Raw genomic sequence first — 14,832 nt, forward strand, 5'->3', positions numbered from 1 at the left:
GGCCGGGGCGCGCCCCGCCCCGGCCGCCGTCCCGCGGTCATCCCCCGCGGCCCACGACGCCGCGGCCGACCCCAGGGAGGTGAACGGTGGGGCGCTACGTCCTGCGCCGCCTGCTCCAGCTCGTGCCGGTCTTCCTCGGCACGACGTTCCTGATCTACCTGCTCGTCTGGGCCATCCCGGGAGATCCGTTCGCCGGCAAGTGCGGCGACCGGCAGTGCCCCGACGCCTACATCACGGCGATGCGCGAGGAGTACAACCTCGACGACAACGTCGTCGTCCAGTACGTCAAGTACCTGGGCAACCTCCTGCAGGGCGACTTCGGCGAGACGTTCTCCGGCATCGAGGTGAGCGAGCTCATCGCGAACGCCTACCCGGTCACGCTCAAGCTGGCGCTCGTCGCGCTGGTGATCGAGGCGGTCATCGGGCTCGCGGCGGGCGTGCTCACCGGCCTGCGGTCCGGGGGGTACCTCGACAACCTCGTCCTCGTCTCCACCCTGTTCCTCATCGCGATCCCGGTGTTCGTCACGGGGTACGTGCTGCAGACCTTCCTCGGGCTGCGGCTGGGCATCATCGACCCCACCGTCTCCTCCGAGGCCCGGTGGAGCGAGCTGCTCGTGCCCGGGTTCGTGCTCGGCAGCCTGTCGATGGCCTACGTCGCGCGCCTCACCCGCACCTCGATCGCCGAGAACCGGCGTGCGGACTATGTGCGCACCGCCGTCGCGAAGGGGCTCAGCAGCCGCCGGGTGGTCGGCGTGCACCTGCTGCGCAACTCGGCGATCCCGGTCATCACGTTCCTCGGGGTCGACCTGGGCGCGCTCATGGGCGGCGCCATCGTCACCGAGGGCATCTTCAACATCCGCGGGATCGGCGGGCTGGTGTTCCGCTCGATCCTCACCAAGGAGGGCGCCACGGTCACCGGCGTGGTCGTCCTGCTCGTGATCGTCTACCTGCTGATGAACCTGCTGGTGGACGTCCTCTACGCCGTTCTCGACCCGAGGATCCGCTTTGACTGACCCAGCATCCCTCGGCACCGCGCCTGCCCAGCACGCCCACCACGACCTGACGCCGACCGCGCAGGGGGAACACCCCGAGCGCCCGCGCAGCCTCGCCTCGGACGCCTGGCACGACCTGCGGCGGCGGCCGCTGTTTCTCGTGTCCGTGTCGCTGATCGCGTTCCTGCTGGTGCTGGCCGCGTTCCCCGGGCTGTTCACCTCCGCCGACCCGGGCGCGGGCGACCTCGCGCGCAGCAGGCAGGCGCCGTCCGCCGACGCCTGGTTCGGCTACGACCTGTTGGGCCGCGACGTGTACGCCCGCACGATCTACGGCACCCGGGTGTCGATCATCGTGGGCGTGCTGGCCACGTCGATCACCGTGCTGATCGGCGGCACGATGGGCATCCTCGCCGGCTACTACGGCGGCTGGGTGGACGGCGTGCTGTCCCGGATCGCCGACGTGTTCTTCGGGCTGCCGTTCGTGCTCGGTGCGATCGTGATCCTCTCGACGTTCCGCGAGACGGTCGGCGGAGGGGCCGTCGGCATCACGGCGCTGGTCGTGCTGACGATGTCGATGCTGTCCTGGCCGGTGACGATGCGGATCATGCGGTCGGCGGCGATCGCGGCGCGCGACCAGGACTACGTGCGGGCCGCACGCGGGCTGGGCGCGAGCCCGGGGCGCGTGATCTGGCGGCACATGCTGCCCAACTGCCTGGCCCCGGTGCTCGTGTACGCCACCATCGCGCTCGGGGCGTTCATCGGCGCCGAGGCCACGCTGTCGTTCCTCGGGATCGGGCTGCGCGAGCCCGTCGTCTCGTGGGGCGTGATGATCAGCGAGGCCCGCGACTACGTGCGGGTGGCACCGTTCCTGCTGCTGTTCCCCGCCGCGTTCCTGGCCGTCACCGTGCTCGCGTTCGTGATGCTCGGCGACGCGGTGCGCGAGGCGTTCGACCCGAAGGGCCGCTGATGGAACCCCTCCTCGAGGTGACCGGGCTGCATGTCGAGTTCCGCACCCGCGACGGCGTCGCGAAGGTGCTCAACGGCGTCGACTACGCCGTGGACGCGGGCGAAACGCTCGCCGTGCTCGGCGAGTCGGGCTCGGGCAAGAGCGTCACGGCCAACACGATCATGGGGATCCTGGAGACCCCGCCCGGCGTCGTGACGGCGGGCTCGGTGCGCTACCGCGGCGAGGACCTGCTGACGGCCTCACCGGAGCGCCGCAGGGAGCTGCGTGGCGAGAATATCGCGATGATCTTCCAGGACGCCCTGTCCGCACTGAACCCGGTGTTCACCGTCGGGTTCCAGATCGGTGAGCAGCTGCGCACCCGGCGCGGGATGAGCAGGCGGGACGCGGAGCGGCGGGCCGTCGAGCTGCTCGACCTCGTCGGCATCCCGGCGGCGAAGCAGCGCGTCCGCGACCACCCGCACCAGTTCTCCGGCGGCATGCGCCAGCGCGTCATGATCGCGATGTCGCTGGCGCTGGACCCCGACGTGCTCATCGCCGACGAGCCGACGACCGCGCTCGACGTCACCGTGCAGGCCCAGATCATGGACCTGCTCGCCGAGATCCAGGCCGACCGGCACATGGGCCTGATCCTGATCACGCACGACCTCGGCGTCGTCGCGGAGGTGGCCGACCGGATCGCCGTGATGTACGCGGGCCGGATCGTCGAGAACGCCGACGTGCACGCGCTCTACGCCAACCCGTGCCACCCCTACACGCGGTCGCTGCTCGAGTCGATCCCGCGGGTGGACACGAAGGGCAGCGAGCTGCGTGCGATCAAGGGACTGCCGCCCAACCTCACCCGGATCCCGCCCGGCTGCCCGTTTCACCCCCGCTGTCCAATGGCGCGCGACGTCTGCCACGAGGTGGTGCCGCCGCTGGAGGTCCTGCCCGGGCCGCGGTCGTCGGCCTGCCTGTTCGCCGAGGAGCTGGTGATCCGATGAACCTCGGGAAGACCGAACCGATCCTGGAGGTCGAGAACCTCGTCAAGCACTTCCCGGTACAGGTCGGGATCCTGCTCAAACGGACCGTCGGGCATGTGCGCGCAGTCGACGGGGTCTCGTTCGACCTGCGGCGCGGCGAGACCCTCGGCGTCGTCGGCGAGTCGGGCTGCGGGAAGTCGACGCTCGCGCAGGTGCTGATGCGGCTGGAGCCGCCCACGGCGGGCACGGTGCGCTTCCGGGGCGAGGACATGTTCGCCAAGCGCGGGAAGGCCCTGCGGGCGCTGCGCCGGTCGATCCAGATCGTGCTCCAGGACCCGTACACGTCGCTGAACCCGCGGATGACCGTCGGCGACATCATCGGCGAGCCCTTCGACATCCACCCCGAGGTGGCGCCCAAGGGCGAGCGCCGGCGGAAGGTGCAGGAACTGCTCGACGTCGTCGGGCTCAACCCCGAGCACATCAACCGCTACCCGCACCAGTTCTCCGGCGGGCAGCGCCAGCGCATCGGCATCGCCCGTGCGCTCGCCCTGCGCCCCGAAGTGATCATCTGCGACGAGCCGGTGTCGGCGCTCGACGTCTCGATCCAGGCGCAGGTGATGAACCTCCTGGGCGAGCTGCAACGCGAGTTCGCGCTGTCGTACATCTTCATCGCCCACGACCTGTCCGTGGTGCGACACCTGTCCGACCGGGTGGCCGTGATGTACCTGGGCAAGATCGTGGAGATCGGCACGGAGGACGAGATCTACGCCCGCCCGTCACACCCCTACACGCAGGCCCTGCTCTCGGCCGTCCCGGTGCCGGACCCGGCCGTCCGGGCCCGCCGGCAGCGGATCCGGCTCGCCGGCGACGTACCGAGCCCGGTGAACCCGCCGAGCGGGTGCCGCTTCCGGACGCGGTGCTGGAAGGCGACGGAGATCTGCGCCGACGAGGTGCCGGACCTCGTGGTCAGGGCAGGCGGGCACCACCCGAGCGCGTGCCATCACGCGGAGGAGCAGCACCTGCTGCCGAGCTGAGCGGACTTCCACCCGCTCAGAGCAGGCTCTTGCGCTCCGCGTAGTGGCACGCGGCCGGGTGGCCCTGGCCGCGGTCGATCAGCGCGGGCGGCTCGTCGACGCACTTCGTGCGCTCGGTGTCCGTGAGCTCGTTGGCGAACTTCGGGCACCGGGTGCGGAACCGGCAGCCGCTGGGCGGCGAGATCGGGCTGGGCACATCGCCGACCACGGTGATCCGCTCCCGGGCCCGCTCCTTGCGCGGGTCGGGCAGCGGGATCGCCGAGATCAGGGCCTGCGTGTACGGGTGCGCCGGGCCGTCGAACAGCTCGGACGCCGGGCCGGTCTCGACGATGCTGCCGAGATACATCACCGCGATCCGGTCGGCGATGTGGCGCACCACCGACAGGTCGTGCGAGACGAACAGGTACGACAGCCCCAGCTCTTCCTGCAGCTCCTCGAGCAGGTTGAGCACACCGGCCTGGATGGAGACGTCGAGCGCCGAGACCGGCTCGTCGAGCACGAGCACCTTGGGCCGCAGTGCGAGCGCCCTGGCGATGCCGATGCGCTGCCGCTGCCCGCCGGAGAACTCGTGCGGGAACCGGTTGCCGTGCTCCGGCTTGAGCCCGACGGTGCGCAGCAGGTCGCGCACGACGTTCTTGCCGTCGTCGCCGTAGCGGCCGTGGATCCGCAGCGGTTCGGCGACGATCTCGTTCACCGGCAGCCGCGGGTCGAGCGACGCGTACGGGTCCTGGAAGACGATCTGCAGGTCCTGGCGCAGCGACCGCATGTCCCGGCGCGAGAGCTTCGTGAGCTCCTTGCCCTGGTAGAACACCTCGCCCGACGTCGCGGGCTGCAGGTTGAGCAGCACGCGGGCGGTGGTGCTCTTCCCGCAGCCGGACTCCCCCACCAGCCCGAGCGTCTCCCGCTCGGCCAGGTCGAACGACACCCCGCACACCGCGTGGACCTCGCCGATCTGGCGCCGCAGCAGGCCGGAGGAGCGCACCGGGAAGTGCTTGACGAGATTGCGCACGGAGAGGACGGGTGGCGCCACCGCAGGAGCGGTACTCATTTCGCCTCCGCGGGAAGAAGTACGTCGGCGGTCATGAGTGCTGTCCCTCGGTCTCGCGGACGAACTCGGCGAGCGCGGCCTTGTCGGTGACGCCGACGTCGAACAGCTCACCCGGCGCCATGCCGGCGAGCTCGTCGGAGAAGTGGCAGGCGGCCGTGTGCTCGGGGTTGGTGGTGGGCAGGAGTGCCGGCTCCTTCTCGTGGCACACGTCCCGCGACAGCGGGCAGCGCGGCGTGAACGGGCAGCCGGGCGGCATGTTCACCACCGACGGCGGCGCGCCCGGGATCGGGGTCAGCTTCTCCGCCGGCCGGTCGAGCCGGGGCAGGCTGCCGAGCAGTCCGAATGTGTACGGCATGCGCGGGGTGTAGAAGACCTCGTCGGCGGTGCCGCTCTCCACGAGCTTGCCCGCGTACATGACCATCACCCGGTCGGCCTGTCCGGCGATGACGCCGAGGTCGTGGGTGATGAGCACCATCGCCGCGCCGGTCTCGCGCTTGGCGGTGTCGAGCGCCTCCATGATCTGCGCCTGCACGGTGACGTCCAGGGCGGTGGTGGGCTCGTCGGCGATGATGACGTCCGGGTCGTTGGCGATCGCGATCGCGATGACCACGCGCTGCCGCATACCGCCCGACATCTCGTGCGGGTAGCTCGACAGCCGCTGCCGGGCGTTGGGGATACGCACGATGTCGAGCAGTTCGGCCGCGCGGTCGAGCGCCGCGGACTTGCTGACGTCGTGGTGCGCCCGGATCGTCTCCGCGATCTGGTAGCCGATCGTGTAGACCGGGTTCAGCGACGTCATCGGGTCCTGGAAGATCATCGAGATCCGCCTGCCGCGGATCTTCGTGAGCTCCGCATCGGACGCGCCGAGCAGCTCCTGCCCCGCGAACCGGACCGAGCCGTCGATCTTCGCCGAACCCGGCAGGAGGCCCATGACGGCGAGCGAGGTGACGGACTTGCCCGATCCGGACTCGCCGACGATGCCCAGGACCTCGCCGCGCCGCAGGCGGTAGCTCACGCCACGGACGGCCTGCACCAGCCCGTCGTCGGTGGGGAACCGGACGTTGAGGTCCTCGACCTCCAGCACCACGTCCCCGATGCCGTTCGTGCTCGCGCTCCCACCGAGGGCGAGCGGGTCCTCGGCGGTCATGCGCGCACCTTCGTCTGCTGCGGGTCGAGCGCGTCGCGCAGCCCGTCCCCGATGAAGTTGATCGTCAGGGCGATCAGGATGATGAACAGACCCGGGAAGTAGAACAGCCAGGGCCGCGTGGTCAGCGCCGTCTGGGCCTCGCTGACGAGGATGCCGAGCGAGGTGTCGGGCGGGCGCACGCCGAAGCCGAGGTAGGACAGCGCGGTCTCGAGCAGGATCGCCACCGCGATGAGGATCGTCGCGTTGACGATGATCGCGCCGAGGGCGTTGGGCACGAGATGGCGCAGGATGATCCGGGCGTCGCTGGCCCCGAGCGCCTTGGCGGCCTCGATGAACTCCTTCTCGCGCAGCGACAGCACGACGCCGCGCGACACCCGGGAGACGTAGGCCCAGTACAGGCCGGCGATCACCAGCGAGATCAGCCACCACGAGCCGCCGAAGTTGTGCGCGAGCATCGCCGCGACCGCCAGCAGGGGCAGCGTGAGGATGAGGTCGGCGATCCGCATCATGATGGTGTCGACGATGCCGCCGAAATAGCCCGCCACGGCACCCCACACGGTGCCGACCAGCGTGGAGAACAGGGCCACCAGCAGCGCGATCTGCAGCGAGATCTGGGTGCCGCGCAGCACCTGCGCGAACTGGTCCTTGCCGACGGCGTCCGTTCCGAACGGGTGGTCCAGCGACGGCGGCTGCGACTCGTCGGGGGTGATCTGGCCGTAGTCGTACTTCCACAGGGCGCCGCCGACGTAGGCCAGCAGCACGAGCGCGAAGAACACACCCAGGCTGATCACCGCGAGGCGGTGCTGCAGGAACCGCCGCAGCACGAGCTGGAGCTGGCTGCGCTCGGCGACCGTGAATTCCCGCTCGGGCGCCGGGGTCGTCGGGCCCGCCGCCGGGGCCGAGACAGGTGCTGGGCTCTCAGGCATAGCGGATCCTGGGGTCGAGGACGGCGTAGAGCAGGTCGGCGATCAGGTTGAACAGGATGACCACCGTGGCTGTCACCAACAGCCAGGCCATGACGACGTACGTGTCGTTGGTGCGGATCGCGTTGAGCAGGAGGTCGCCCATCCCCCGCCACTGGAAGACCGTCTCCGTGACGACGGCGCCGCTGATGATCGCGGCGAGGTCGAGCGCTGTGACGGTGGTGAGCGGGATGAGGGCGGTCCGCAGCCCGTGGCGCACCATCACCTGCCGCCGGGACAGGCCCTTGGCCCGCGCCAGCCGCACGTAGTCGCTGTTCATCACTTCGAGCATCGAAGCGCGCTGGTAGCGGCTCCACGCGGCATAGGAGATCAGGGCGAGCGAGATCGTGGGCAGAACCATGTGCCCCGCGGTGTCGACGAACTGGTCCCAAGTGCCCTCGGGAGCAGGGATCGAGGACGCCCCGATCGTGTAGATGACCTGCTCGTCGACGGCGTTGTTGAAGTCGATCCCGGCCTGCTTGAGCAGGATCGCGAGCCAGAACGACGGCATCGCGAGGAACAGGAACCCGAGGAAGGTGGCAGTGTAGTCGGTCTTGGAGTACTGCTTCACCGCACTGATCACGCCGATCACGACGGCGAGCAGTAGCGCGACCAGCATCGCGACCAGGATCAGCCGCATCGTGATGACGAAGCGGCCGGCGACCTCGGCACCGATGTCGAGGTTGGACTGCACGGACGGGCCGAAGTCACCCGTGAACAGGCCGGTGAGCCACAGCCAGTAGCGCTCGAGCAGTGGCTCGTCCAGGCGCAGCCGCTCGGTCTCGAGGGCGATGACTTGGGGGGGAGGCGGCGGGTTGCGGAACAGCAGCTCGTTGAGCGGGTTGCCCGACAGCGACGCGAGGATGAAGACGACGAAGGATGAGATCAGCAGGATCGGGATCGAGACCGCGATCCGCCGCACTGCGAAGGCGAGCATGAAGATCTTCCAGCTGGTCGGATCGACGAGCGCTCGTGGCGCGTTGCCGATGTTCCTGGGCAGGCTACCCCCGGCCCGAGGGTGCCGCCGCGTAGGCGACACCCTCGGGCGGGAGGACCAGCGTCACTCGGTGCGCAGGCCCCACTCGGCGATGTTGTAGGGCGGACCGTCGAGCGAGGAGTTGTTCCGGACGTTCGCCACCGTGTCCTGGACGGCGATGAACGTCGGCTTCTGGTAGAGCGGCAGCACGTACGAGTCCTCGGACAGGATCCGGTCGGCCTCGACGAGCAGCCCGCGCGCGGCCTCCTCGTCCGTGGACGACGCCGCCTCGTTGAGCAGCCGGTCGACCTCAGGGTTGCTGTACCGCCCGAAGTTGCTGCTCGAGGTGCTCAGCCAGGTCTGCTGAGCGTTGGCGAACGGGAACGGCGAGCTGACCCAGGCGAACAGCATGATGTCGTAGTCGCCCGAGCTCAGGGTGCCGCCGAGGTCATCAGTGGGCACGACCTCCACCGTGATGCCCAACGGCCGCATGTAGGAGGCGAACAGCTCCGACGTGTTCTGCCGGATCGCGTTGCCGGTGGTGTAGCGGATCCGCAGCGGCGGGACCGCCTGGCCGTCCGGTGTGGTGAGCTGCTGCCCCTCCTCGGCCCCGGTGTAGCCGGCGTCAGTGAGGATCTGGCGGGCGGCCTCGACGTCACCGCTGCCCTGCCCCTCGGGCAGCACCTCCTCGTAGCCGGGCTGGCCGGGCACGAACATGTGGCTGTTCATCGGCCCGACCTCGTCGTTGAACTGCCCGACGGTCTTGTCGATGATGTCCTGCCGGTTCACTGCCGTGAACATCGCATCGCGCAGCGCCTCGTCGGCCAGGAACGGGTTGACGAGGTTGAAGTCGATGTGCTCCCAGGTGAGGCCCAGCCCCTGGTACTGGGAGACGTTGGCCATGTTCGCCACTTGCTCCACGAGGTCCACCTGCGGCTGCGGGTAGATGACCTGGACCTCGTTGTTCTGCAGGGCGATCGGCTCCTGCGTGGCGTCGGTGATGACGCGGAAGATCAGCTGGTCGAGCGCGGGCTTGGTCGCGCCGTACCACTGCGGGTTCGGCGTCGTCGTCAGCGCGACGTTGTCCTGCCAGTTCTCGATCTGGTACGGCCCGCCGGTGTAGTTCGGCACGGTGGCGCCGAAGTACTCCCAGGCCGCGAGGAGTCCCTCGGGCGTGTTGAGGTCACCCTGCTGGGCGGCGATGTGGGCCGGGTACAGCGGCGAGCCGGAGGCGAACAAGTTCTTCCAGTCGGTGAACGGCTGAGAGAAGACCATCGTGGCCGTCTTGCCGTTGTTCGAGCCCGTGATCGACTCGACCTGGTCGTAACCGGCGTTCGTGGCCGCGGCGCATTCCGGGCAGTCCCGCCCGTTCATCGTCTTCCACTGGAAGATGAGATCCTCGACGGTGATCGGCGTGCCGTCCGACCACACCGCCTCCGGCTTGATCTCGTAGACGATCGTCTGCGGGTCCGCGCTGGTCTGCTCGGCGGACTCCAGCATGGCCTCGTTCATCGCCAGCGTCAGGTCAGGCTGGGTGACGAAGGTGTAGGGCAAGATCCCCTTGAGTGCCATCGCCGATTCGAAGACGTTGCCCTCGGCGGAGTTGAGGTTCCAGTTGGAGACGTTCTTCTCCAGGGCGAACGTGATCGTCCCGCCCTGCTGGAGCTGGTCGACAGGAACGGAGTTGCAGGTGGTCGGGTCGCTCGCGCAGTCCTCGAACACACCGCCCGCGGAGGCGTCGTTGCCCCCGCCTTCGCCGCCACCGCCGCCGCCGCCGCCGCCACAGGCAGCGAGCACCAGCGTCGCCGCCGCGCCCATCGCGACGAGCGATGCAGCCCTCGATCTCCTCATGGACTTCCTGACCTCTCTCTGCTGGACCGTCCGGGTCGGACGCCCTTCTCGTTCGCGGCGATGGGCCTGCCCATGTCGACGAGCGGACGCACCGACCAGGGGCACCGTAGAAACCGATGTGGCACCCGTCATCCGCGGCCCCCCGATCGTGACCAAAGGGTGACCGGAAGAGAACGCGGTGACACAGAGTGATTACCTGCCGGTAACTCCGCCTGGCCGGCGCATCATTTCACTCATTGGGATTGCGCCAGAAAGCGGCCCCCGTCACAGGGCCGGTCAAGATCGGTCCGGGCCCGATGCCCGTCACCGCATCGGAGGTCGGGGTGCTCACCACGAGGGTGACCGGTTGGAAGAGCGGAAGGGCGGGCATCTGCGCCCACAGCACCCGCTCGACCACCTCGGCCACCTCCGGGCGGGGAGTCGTCGCCACGAGCTCGTCGAGCAGCGGCTGCAGTGCCCCGAAGCAGAACCCGGTCGGCGACCGCGGGGGCTCGGGCACCACGGCGTTCGGCAGCGGGCACCCGTAGTCCGAGGCGAGTTCGGTGCCCGGGTCGCCGCCGACCGTCCGGGGGACGACCATCAGGTCGACCTCGACGGTACCGCCCGCGGCGCCCGGGACCGGCGTGGCCGACGTCGGCTGCCCCGCGGAGCTGGTGGGTGGCGTGGAGGTGGGCGCCGCAGACGGCGTCGGGGTGGCGGTGGGGGTCGGGACGACGGGCGGCACGGTCTCCTGCCCGAACAGCTCCACGGCCGATGGCGTGACGACGGTGACGTCGATCCCCGCGGCGTCGAGCTGCTCGGCGACCGCATGCGCCACCCGGACGTCCTCGGGGCGTTCCGCCGCGGCCCCGAGCACGAGCCGCACCGGCTCGCCGTCCGCGGCCCAGCGCCCGGTGGTCAGATCGCGGGTCCACCCGGCACTCGCCAGCAGCTGAGCTGCGGCCTCGGGGTTCGGGCCGATCGGCGCGTCGGCCGGGACGGTCGAGGCGTACCCGGGCTGCGAGGGCGCGAGCCCGAACGCGTCGGGGGGCAGGGCCTCGGGGGCGACCGTGGTGCGGACCGCCTCCCGGTCGACGATCGCGGCGATCCCCTGGCGGGCCCGCGGGTCGGCCATCGGGCCGGCGTCGGCCCGCATCCCGAGCTGGGTGACGACGGGTCGCGGCGCGAGCTGCAGGGTCGGCGGGGGCACCACCCCGCCGAGCGCGGTGCGGATCGTGGGGTCGGCCTCGGGAAGGGCGATGTCGACGTCGCCGGAGGCCAGCCCCGCGGCGAGCACGGTGTCGTCGAGGCTGCGGAAGACGAGCTTGTCGAGGACCGTGGGGGTGTCCCAGTAGAGGTCGTTGCGGGCGAGCACGACCTCACCGCGGGCCCGGTCCACCGACTCGATCCGGAACGGCCCCCCGGACGCGGGCAACCCGTTCGCCAGCGCGCCCGTCCACGAGCCCGGGGCGTCCTTGAGGATGTGCGCGGGCAGCAGGTCGGAGAACAGGTGCTGCCACGCCGGGTACGGCTCGGCGAACACCACGTCGACCGCCTTGCCGCCCGCCCGCGAACGCACCTCGGTGATCAACCGGTAGCCCGCCGCGTCGGCGACGCCGGGCTCGCTGCGCATGCGCTCCCAGAGGTAGACGAAGTCCTCGGCGGCGATCGGGGCGTTCGACGACCACGACGCCTCCAGGTTGAGCTCGTAACTCACCGTGAACGGCTCGGTCTCGACGACCTCGGCGCTCGTCGCGATCGTCTCGTCGAGATGCATGACGCCCTGGGCGTCCGGGCGGAACACCGACGGCAGCACCAGCGTGGCCAGCGCGGTCGTCACCGGGGAGAGGTGCGCGAGCAGGTGCGGGTTGAACCCGCCGCCGAGATCGTCGACGCCCACGACCAGCTCGGTGGGTTCGGGCTGCGGCGTCGGCTCGGGCGTCGGCGGGGGCACCGCCTCGTTCGTGCAGGCCGCGAGCAGCAGCGCGAGCACCAGGGCCAGCGCGGCCCGCCCGACGCGCAGCATCGACACCCTCGATTCCCCTTCCGTGGACGCTCCGTCCCCGGCCGGTCATCCTCGCACTGCACGGGACCGGCCCCGGCACCCCGCCCCGCCACTCTGCGAGTCGGCACGATCCGGCGGGCGAGTCGGCACGAATCGGCGAACGGGCGACTCGGCCATCAGAACTGGGCGACTCGGCCGTCGGAACCGGGCGACTCGCGGGAGAGGCGCCCCCGTTCCGCGCGAGTCGCCCGTTTTCGACACGCGAGTCGCCCGTTCTCGCCACGCGAGTCGCCCCGCCCACAGGTCGGCCGGCGGGGCGTTCTCGTCAGTTCGCGGCGGCCTTGGCCCGCGACCGCATCCGCGCGCGGGTGTGCGAGTCGAGCTCGACCTTGCGGATCCGCACCGACTCCGGCGTGACCTCGACGCACTCGTCGTTGGCGCAGAACTCGAGGGCCTGCTCGAGGTTGAGCACGGTCGGCGGGGTCAGCTTCACGAGCTCGTCGCCGGTGGACGAGCGCATGTTCGTGAGCTTCTTCTCGCGGCAGATGTTGACCTCGAGGTCCTCGGCGCGGGTGTACTCCCCGATGACCATGCCGTTGTAGACGACCGTGCCGGGGCCGACGAACAGCACACCGCGGTCGGCGAGCTGGTCGACGGCGTAGGCGGTGACCGGGCCGGAGCGGTCGGCGATGAGCGACCCGCGCAGGCGGGTGCGCAGCTCGCCGACCCAGGGGCCGTAGCCGTCGAAGACGTGGCTCGCGATGCCCGCGCCCCGCGTGATCGTCAGGAACTCCGTGCGGAAGCCGATCAGGCCGCGGGACGGCACCCGGTAGTCCATCCGCACGCGGGACTCGCTGTGCACCATCTGGCCCAGCTCGCCCTTGCGCCCGGCCAGCAGCTGCGTGACGGCGCCCAGGTGCTCGGTGGGCACGTCGCAGGACAGCTGCTCGAACGGCTCGTGCAGCTTGCCGTCGATCATGCGCGTGACGACCTCGGGCTTGCCGACGGTGAGCTCGAAGCCCTCGCGCCGCATGGTCTCGACGAGCACCGCGAGCGCCAGCTCACCGCGGCCCTGCACCTCCCAGGCGTCGGGGCGCTCGGTGGGCAGCACGCGCAGGCTGACGTTGCCGACCAGCTCCGCGTCGAGGCGGCCCTTCACCTGGCGGGCGGTGAGCTTGGTGCCCGGGTGCGGGTCGCGGCCGACGATCGGGGAGGTGTTGATCCCGATCGTGACGGCGATGGCCGGCTCGTCGACGTGGATGCGCTGCAGCGGCACCGGGTTCTCGGGGTCGGCGAGCGTGTCGCCGATCATGACGTCGGCGATACCCGCGACGGCGACCAGGTCGCCGGCGCTCGCCGACTCGGCGGGCACCCGCTCGAGCGCCTCGGTGCGCAGCAGCTCGGTGATCTTGACCCGGGTGACGGTGCCGTCGGCGCGGCACCAGCCGATCTGCTGCCCGCGGCGGATCACACCGGCCCGCACGCGGCAGAGCGCGATGCGGCCCAGGAAGCTGGTGGCGTCCAGGTTGGTGACGTGCGCCTGCAGCGGGGCGTCGGGGTCGTCGGCGGGCGGCGGGACGGTCTCGGCGATGACGTCGAACAGCGCCTCGAGGCCCGGGTCGGCCGGCAGCTCGCCGTCGCCGGGGCGGGTGCGGCTCGCCCGGCCCGCCCGGCCGCTGGCGTAGACGACCGGGAGGTCGAGCAGGCGCGCGGTGGTGTTCTCGTCGAGCTCGAGCTCGTCGGCCAGCTCGAGCAGCAGCTCGAGGCTCTCGTCCACGACCTCGGCACAGCGCGCGTCCGGGCGGTCGGTCTTGTTGACCACCAGCACGACGGGCAGCCCGGCGGCGAGGGTCTTGCGGAGCACGAACCGGGTCTGCGGGAGCGGGCCCTCGCTGGCGTCGACGAGGAGGACGACGCCGTCGACCATGGACAGCCCGCGCTCGACCTCACCGCCGAAGTCGGCGTGGCCCGGGGTGTCGACGACGTTGACCGTCATCCCCTGCCAGTCGATCGCCGTGTGCTTGGCGAGGATCGTGATGCCCTTCTCGCGCTCGAGGTCGCCGGAGTCCATGACCCGGTCGACGACGGCGGCGCGCTCGCCGAACGCGCCGGAGGCGCGGAGCATGGCGTCGACGAGGGTGGTCTTGCCGTGGTCGACGTGCGCGACGATGGCGACGTTGCGGAGCTGCGCGCCAGTCCCGCGGGTCGCGCCGGACAGGTCCGCGGGGGCCGCGAGAGTGGATGCTGCTGTGCTCACACTTCACGGTAGCCCGCGCCGGCGGTGACCCCGCCGCCGGTGTGAGCGGAGGCTCACCTCACCAAACGGGTCTCCGCCGGTGTGCGACGTCGACTGGGAACCGGGCTCGTGCGCGACGAACGGGCGCAAGCGGGCGGCGAGCGGCGGTGGATGCCGCTGGCGGTGCGGGCCCCGACGTCATCCGGTGGGGAGGGGCGCGACAGCGGGCGGCCCGGCCCGCCGTCGGCAGTGTCGGAAATCACGGGACTCTGAGTTCCCGAGCCCGCACCGGCTATCCGGCCACCGCGACGATCCCCGACGGGCGGCCCGCGGCGCGACGTCTCACTTCGCCGCAGCCATCCCCTTGGTCACCTCGAAACCGATCTCGGCCAGCACCGTGCGAGGCCGCCCGGTCAGGTCGTGCCACGTGTACCGAAGGACCGTCCAGCCGGCCCGCACGAGTGCGTTCTGGCGGCGCTTGTCCTGCCGGGCCCGTTCCGCGTCCATGTGCCAGGCCCATCCATCCACTTCGATGGCGACGCGGGCGGCGGGGAACGCGATGTCGACGAGGTGGCCGGCCGCGGAGAACGCGCGATGCCAGCCCGCGCATCCGGCGTCGCGGAACATGTGGACCAGCAGCCGCTCGGCGACCGACGCCGAGCGGTCGGCGGCGGCC

Annotated in this window: 12 protein-coding genes; 4 read left to right on the forward strand and 8 right to left on the reverse strand. The window is 70.9% G+C overall.

What is annotated here, in order from left to right:
• Positions 1-86 precede the first annotated feature (86 nt).
• Genes KME75_RS33040 through KME75_RS33055 form a run of 4 tightly spaced genes read left to right on the forward strand, consistent with a single transcriptional unit; the run spans position 87 to position 3,952 of the window.
• On the forward strand, positions 87-1,013 hold the full coding sequence (locus KME75_RS33040) for an ABC transporter permease (protein ID WP_219418871.1): 927 nt from the start codon (positions 87-89) through the stop codon (positions 1,011-1,013).
• Positions 1,006-1,959 (forward strand): ABC transporter permease, encoded by a 954-nt coding sequence (locus KME75_RS33045; RefSeq protein WP_219418872.1) that lies wholly within the window; start codon positions 1,006-1,008, stop codon positions 1,957-1,959. The genes KME75_RS33040 and KME75_RS33045 overlap by 8 nt, the downstream gene beginning before the upstream one ends.
• Positions 1,959-2,939, forward strand: a complete 981-nt coding sequence (locus KME75_RS33050) for an ABC transporter ATP-binding protein (RefSeq protein ID WP_219418873.1) — start codon at positions 1,959-1,961, stop codon at positions 2,937-2,939. Before KME75_RS33045 ends, KME75_RS33050 begins: the two co-directional genes overlap by 1 nt.
• On the forward strand, positions 2,936-3,952 hold the full coding sequence (locus KME75_RS33055) for an ABC transporter ATP-binding protein (RefSeq protein ID WP_219418874.1): 1,017 nt from the start codon (positions 2,936-2,938) through the stop codon (positions 3,950-3,952). Before KME75_RS33050 ends, KME75_RS33055 begins: the two co-directional genes overlap by 4 nt.
• Before the next feature lie 16 nt (positions 3,953-3,968).
• Here the strand turns inward: KME75_RS33055 and KME75_RS33060 are convergent, their stop codons facing one another.
• The 8 genes from KME75_RS33060 to KME75_RS33095 form a co-directional block, all read right to left on the reverse strand.
• Positions 3,969-5,000: an ABC transporter ATP-binding protein gene (locus tag KME75_RS33060; RefSeq protein WP_219418875.1), complete on the reverse strand. Its 1,032-nt coding sequence runs from the start codon at positions 4,998-5,000 to the stop codon at positions 3,969-3,971.
• A gap of 31 nt (positions 5,001-5,031) precedes the next feature.
• Positions 5,032-6,147: an ABC transporter ATP-binding protein gene (locus KME75_RS33065; protein ID WP_219418876.1), complete on the reverse strand. Its 1,116-nt coding sequence runs from the start codon at positions 6,145-6,147 to the stop codon at positions 5,032-5,034.
• Positions 6,144-7,073 carry an ABC transporter permease gene (locus KME75_RS33070; protein ID WP_219418877.1) on the reverse strand — a complete coding sequence of 310 codons (930 nt, stop codon included), beginning with the start codon at positions 7,071-7,073 and terminating at the stop codon, positions 6,144-6,146. Before KME75_RS33070 ends, KME75_RS33065 begins: the two co-directional genes overlap by 4 nt.
• Positions 7,066-8,046, reverse strand: coding sequence for an ABC transporter permease (locus KME75_RS33075; RefSeq protein WP_219418878.1), 981 nt, complete (start codon positions 8,044-8,046; stop codon positions 7,066-7,068). The genes KME75_RS33070 and KME75_RS33075 overlap by 8 nt, the downstream gene beginning before the upstream one ends.
• A gap of 123 nt (positions 8,047-8,169) precedes the next feature.
• Complete coding sequence (locus KME75_RS33080; protein ID WP_219418879.1) at positions 8,170-9,936, reverse strand: ABC transporter family substrate-binding protein; 1,767 nt, start codon at positions 9,934-9,936, stop codon at positions 8,170-8,172.
• A gap of 229 nt (positions 9,937-10,165) precedes the next feature.
• A complete protein-coding gene (locus KME75_RS33085; RefSeq protein ID WP_219418881.1) occupies positions 10,166-11,941 on the reverse strand; it encodes an ABC transporter family substrate-binding protein in 1,776 nt (591 codons plus the stop codon).
• A gap of 304 nt (positions 11,942-12,245) precedes the next feature.
• The gene (gene typA, locus KME75_RS33090; protein WP_372452736.1) at positions 12,246-14,177 is read right to left on the reverse strand and encodes a translational GTPase TypA; all 1,932 of its coding nucleotides are present in this window, start codon (positions 14,175-14,177) and stop codon (positions 12,246-12,248) included.
• 321 nt (positions 14,178-14,498) lie between these two features.
• The coding region (locus KME75_RS33095; protein WP_219418880.1) for an endonuclease domain-containing protein at positions 14,499-14,832 on the reverse strand (334 nt) is incomplete at its 5' end.

The sequence above is a fragment of the Pseudonocardia nigra genome (assembly GCF_019396355.1).
GTDB classification, from domain to species: Bacteria; Actinomycetota; Actinomycetes; order Mycobacteriales; family Pseudonocardiaceae; genus Pseudonocardia; species Pseudonocardia nigra.

Excerpts from the sequence above, each read along its gene's own strand:
- KME75_RS33050 (WP_219418873.1), top strand. The coding sequence starts at position 1,959 with ATGGAACCCCTCCTCGAGGTGACCGGGCTGCATGTCGAGTTCCGCACC.
- KME75_RS33055 (WP_219418874.1), top strand. The coding sequence starts at position 2,936 with ATGAACCTCGGGAAGACCGAACCGATCCTGGAGGTCGAGAACCTCGTC.
- KME75_RS33060 (WP_219418875.1), bottom strand. The coding sequence starts at position 5,000 with ATGAGTACCGCTCCTGCGGTGGCGCCACCCGTCCTCTCCGTGCGCAAT.
- KME75_RS33065 (WP_219418876.1), bottom strand. The coding sequence starts at position 6,147 with ATGACCGCCGAGGACCCGCTCGCCCTCGGTGGGAGCGCGAGCACGAAC.
- KME75_RS33070 (WP_219418877.1), bottom strand. The coding sequence starts at position 7,073 with ATGCCTGAGAGCCCAGCACCTGTCTCGGCCCCGGCGGCGGGCCCGACG.
- KME75_RS33075 (WP_219418878.1), bottom strand. The coding sequence starts at position 8,046 with ATGCTCGCCTTCGCAGTGCGGCGGATCGCGGTCTCGATCCCGATCCTG.
- KME75_RS33080 (WP_219418879.1), bottom strand. The coding sequence starts at position 9,936 with ATGAGGAGATCGAGGGCTGCATCGCTCGTCGCGATGGGCGCGGCGGCG.
- KME75_RS33085 (WP_219418881.1), bottom strand. The coding sequence starts at position 11,941 with ATGCTGCGCGTCGGGCGGGCCGCGCTGGCCCTGGTGCTCGCGCTGCTG.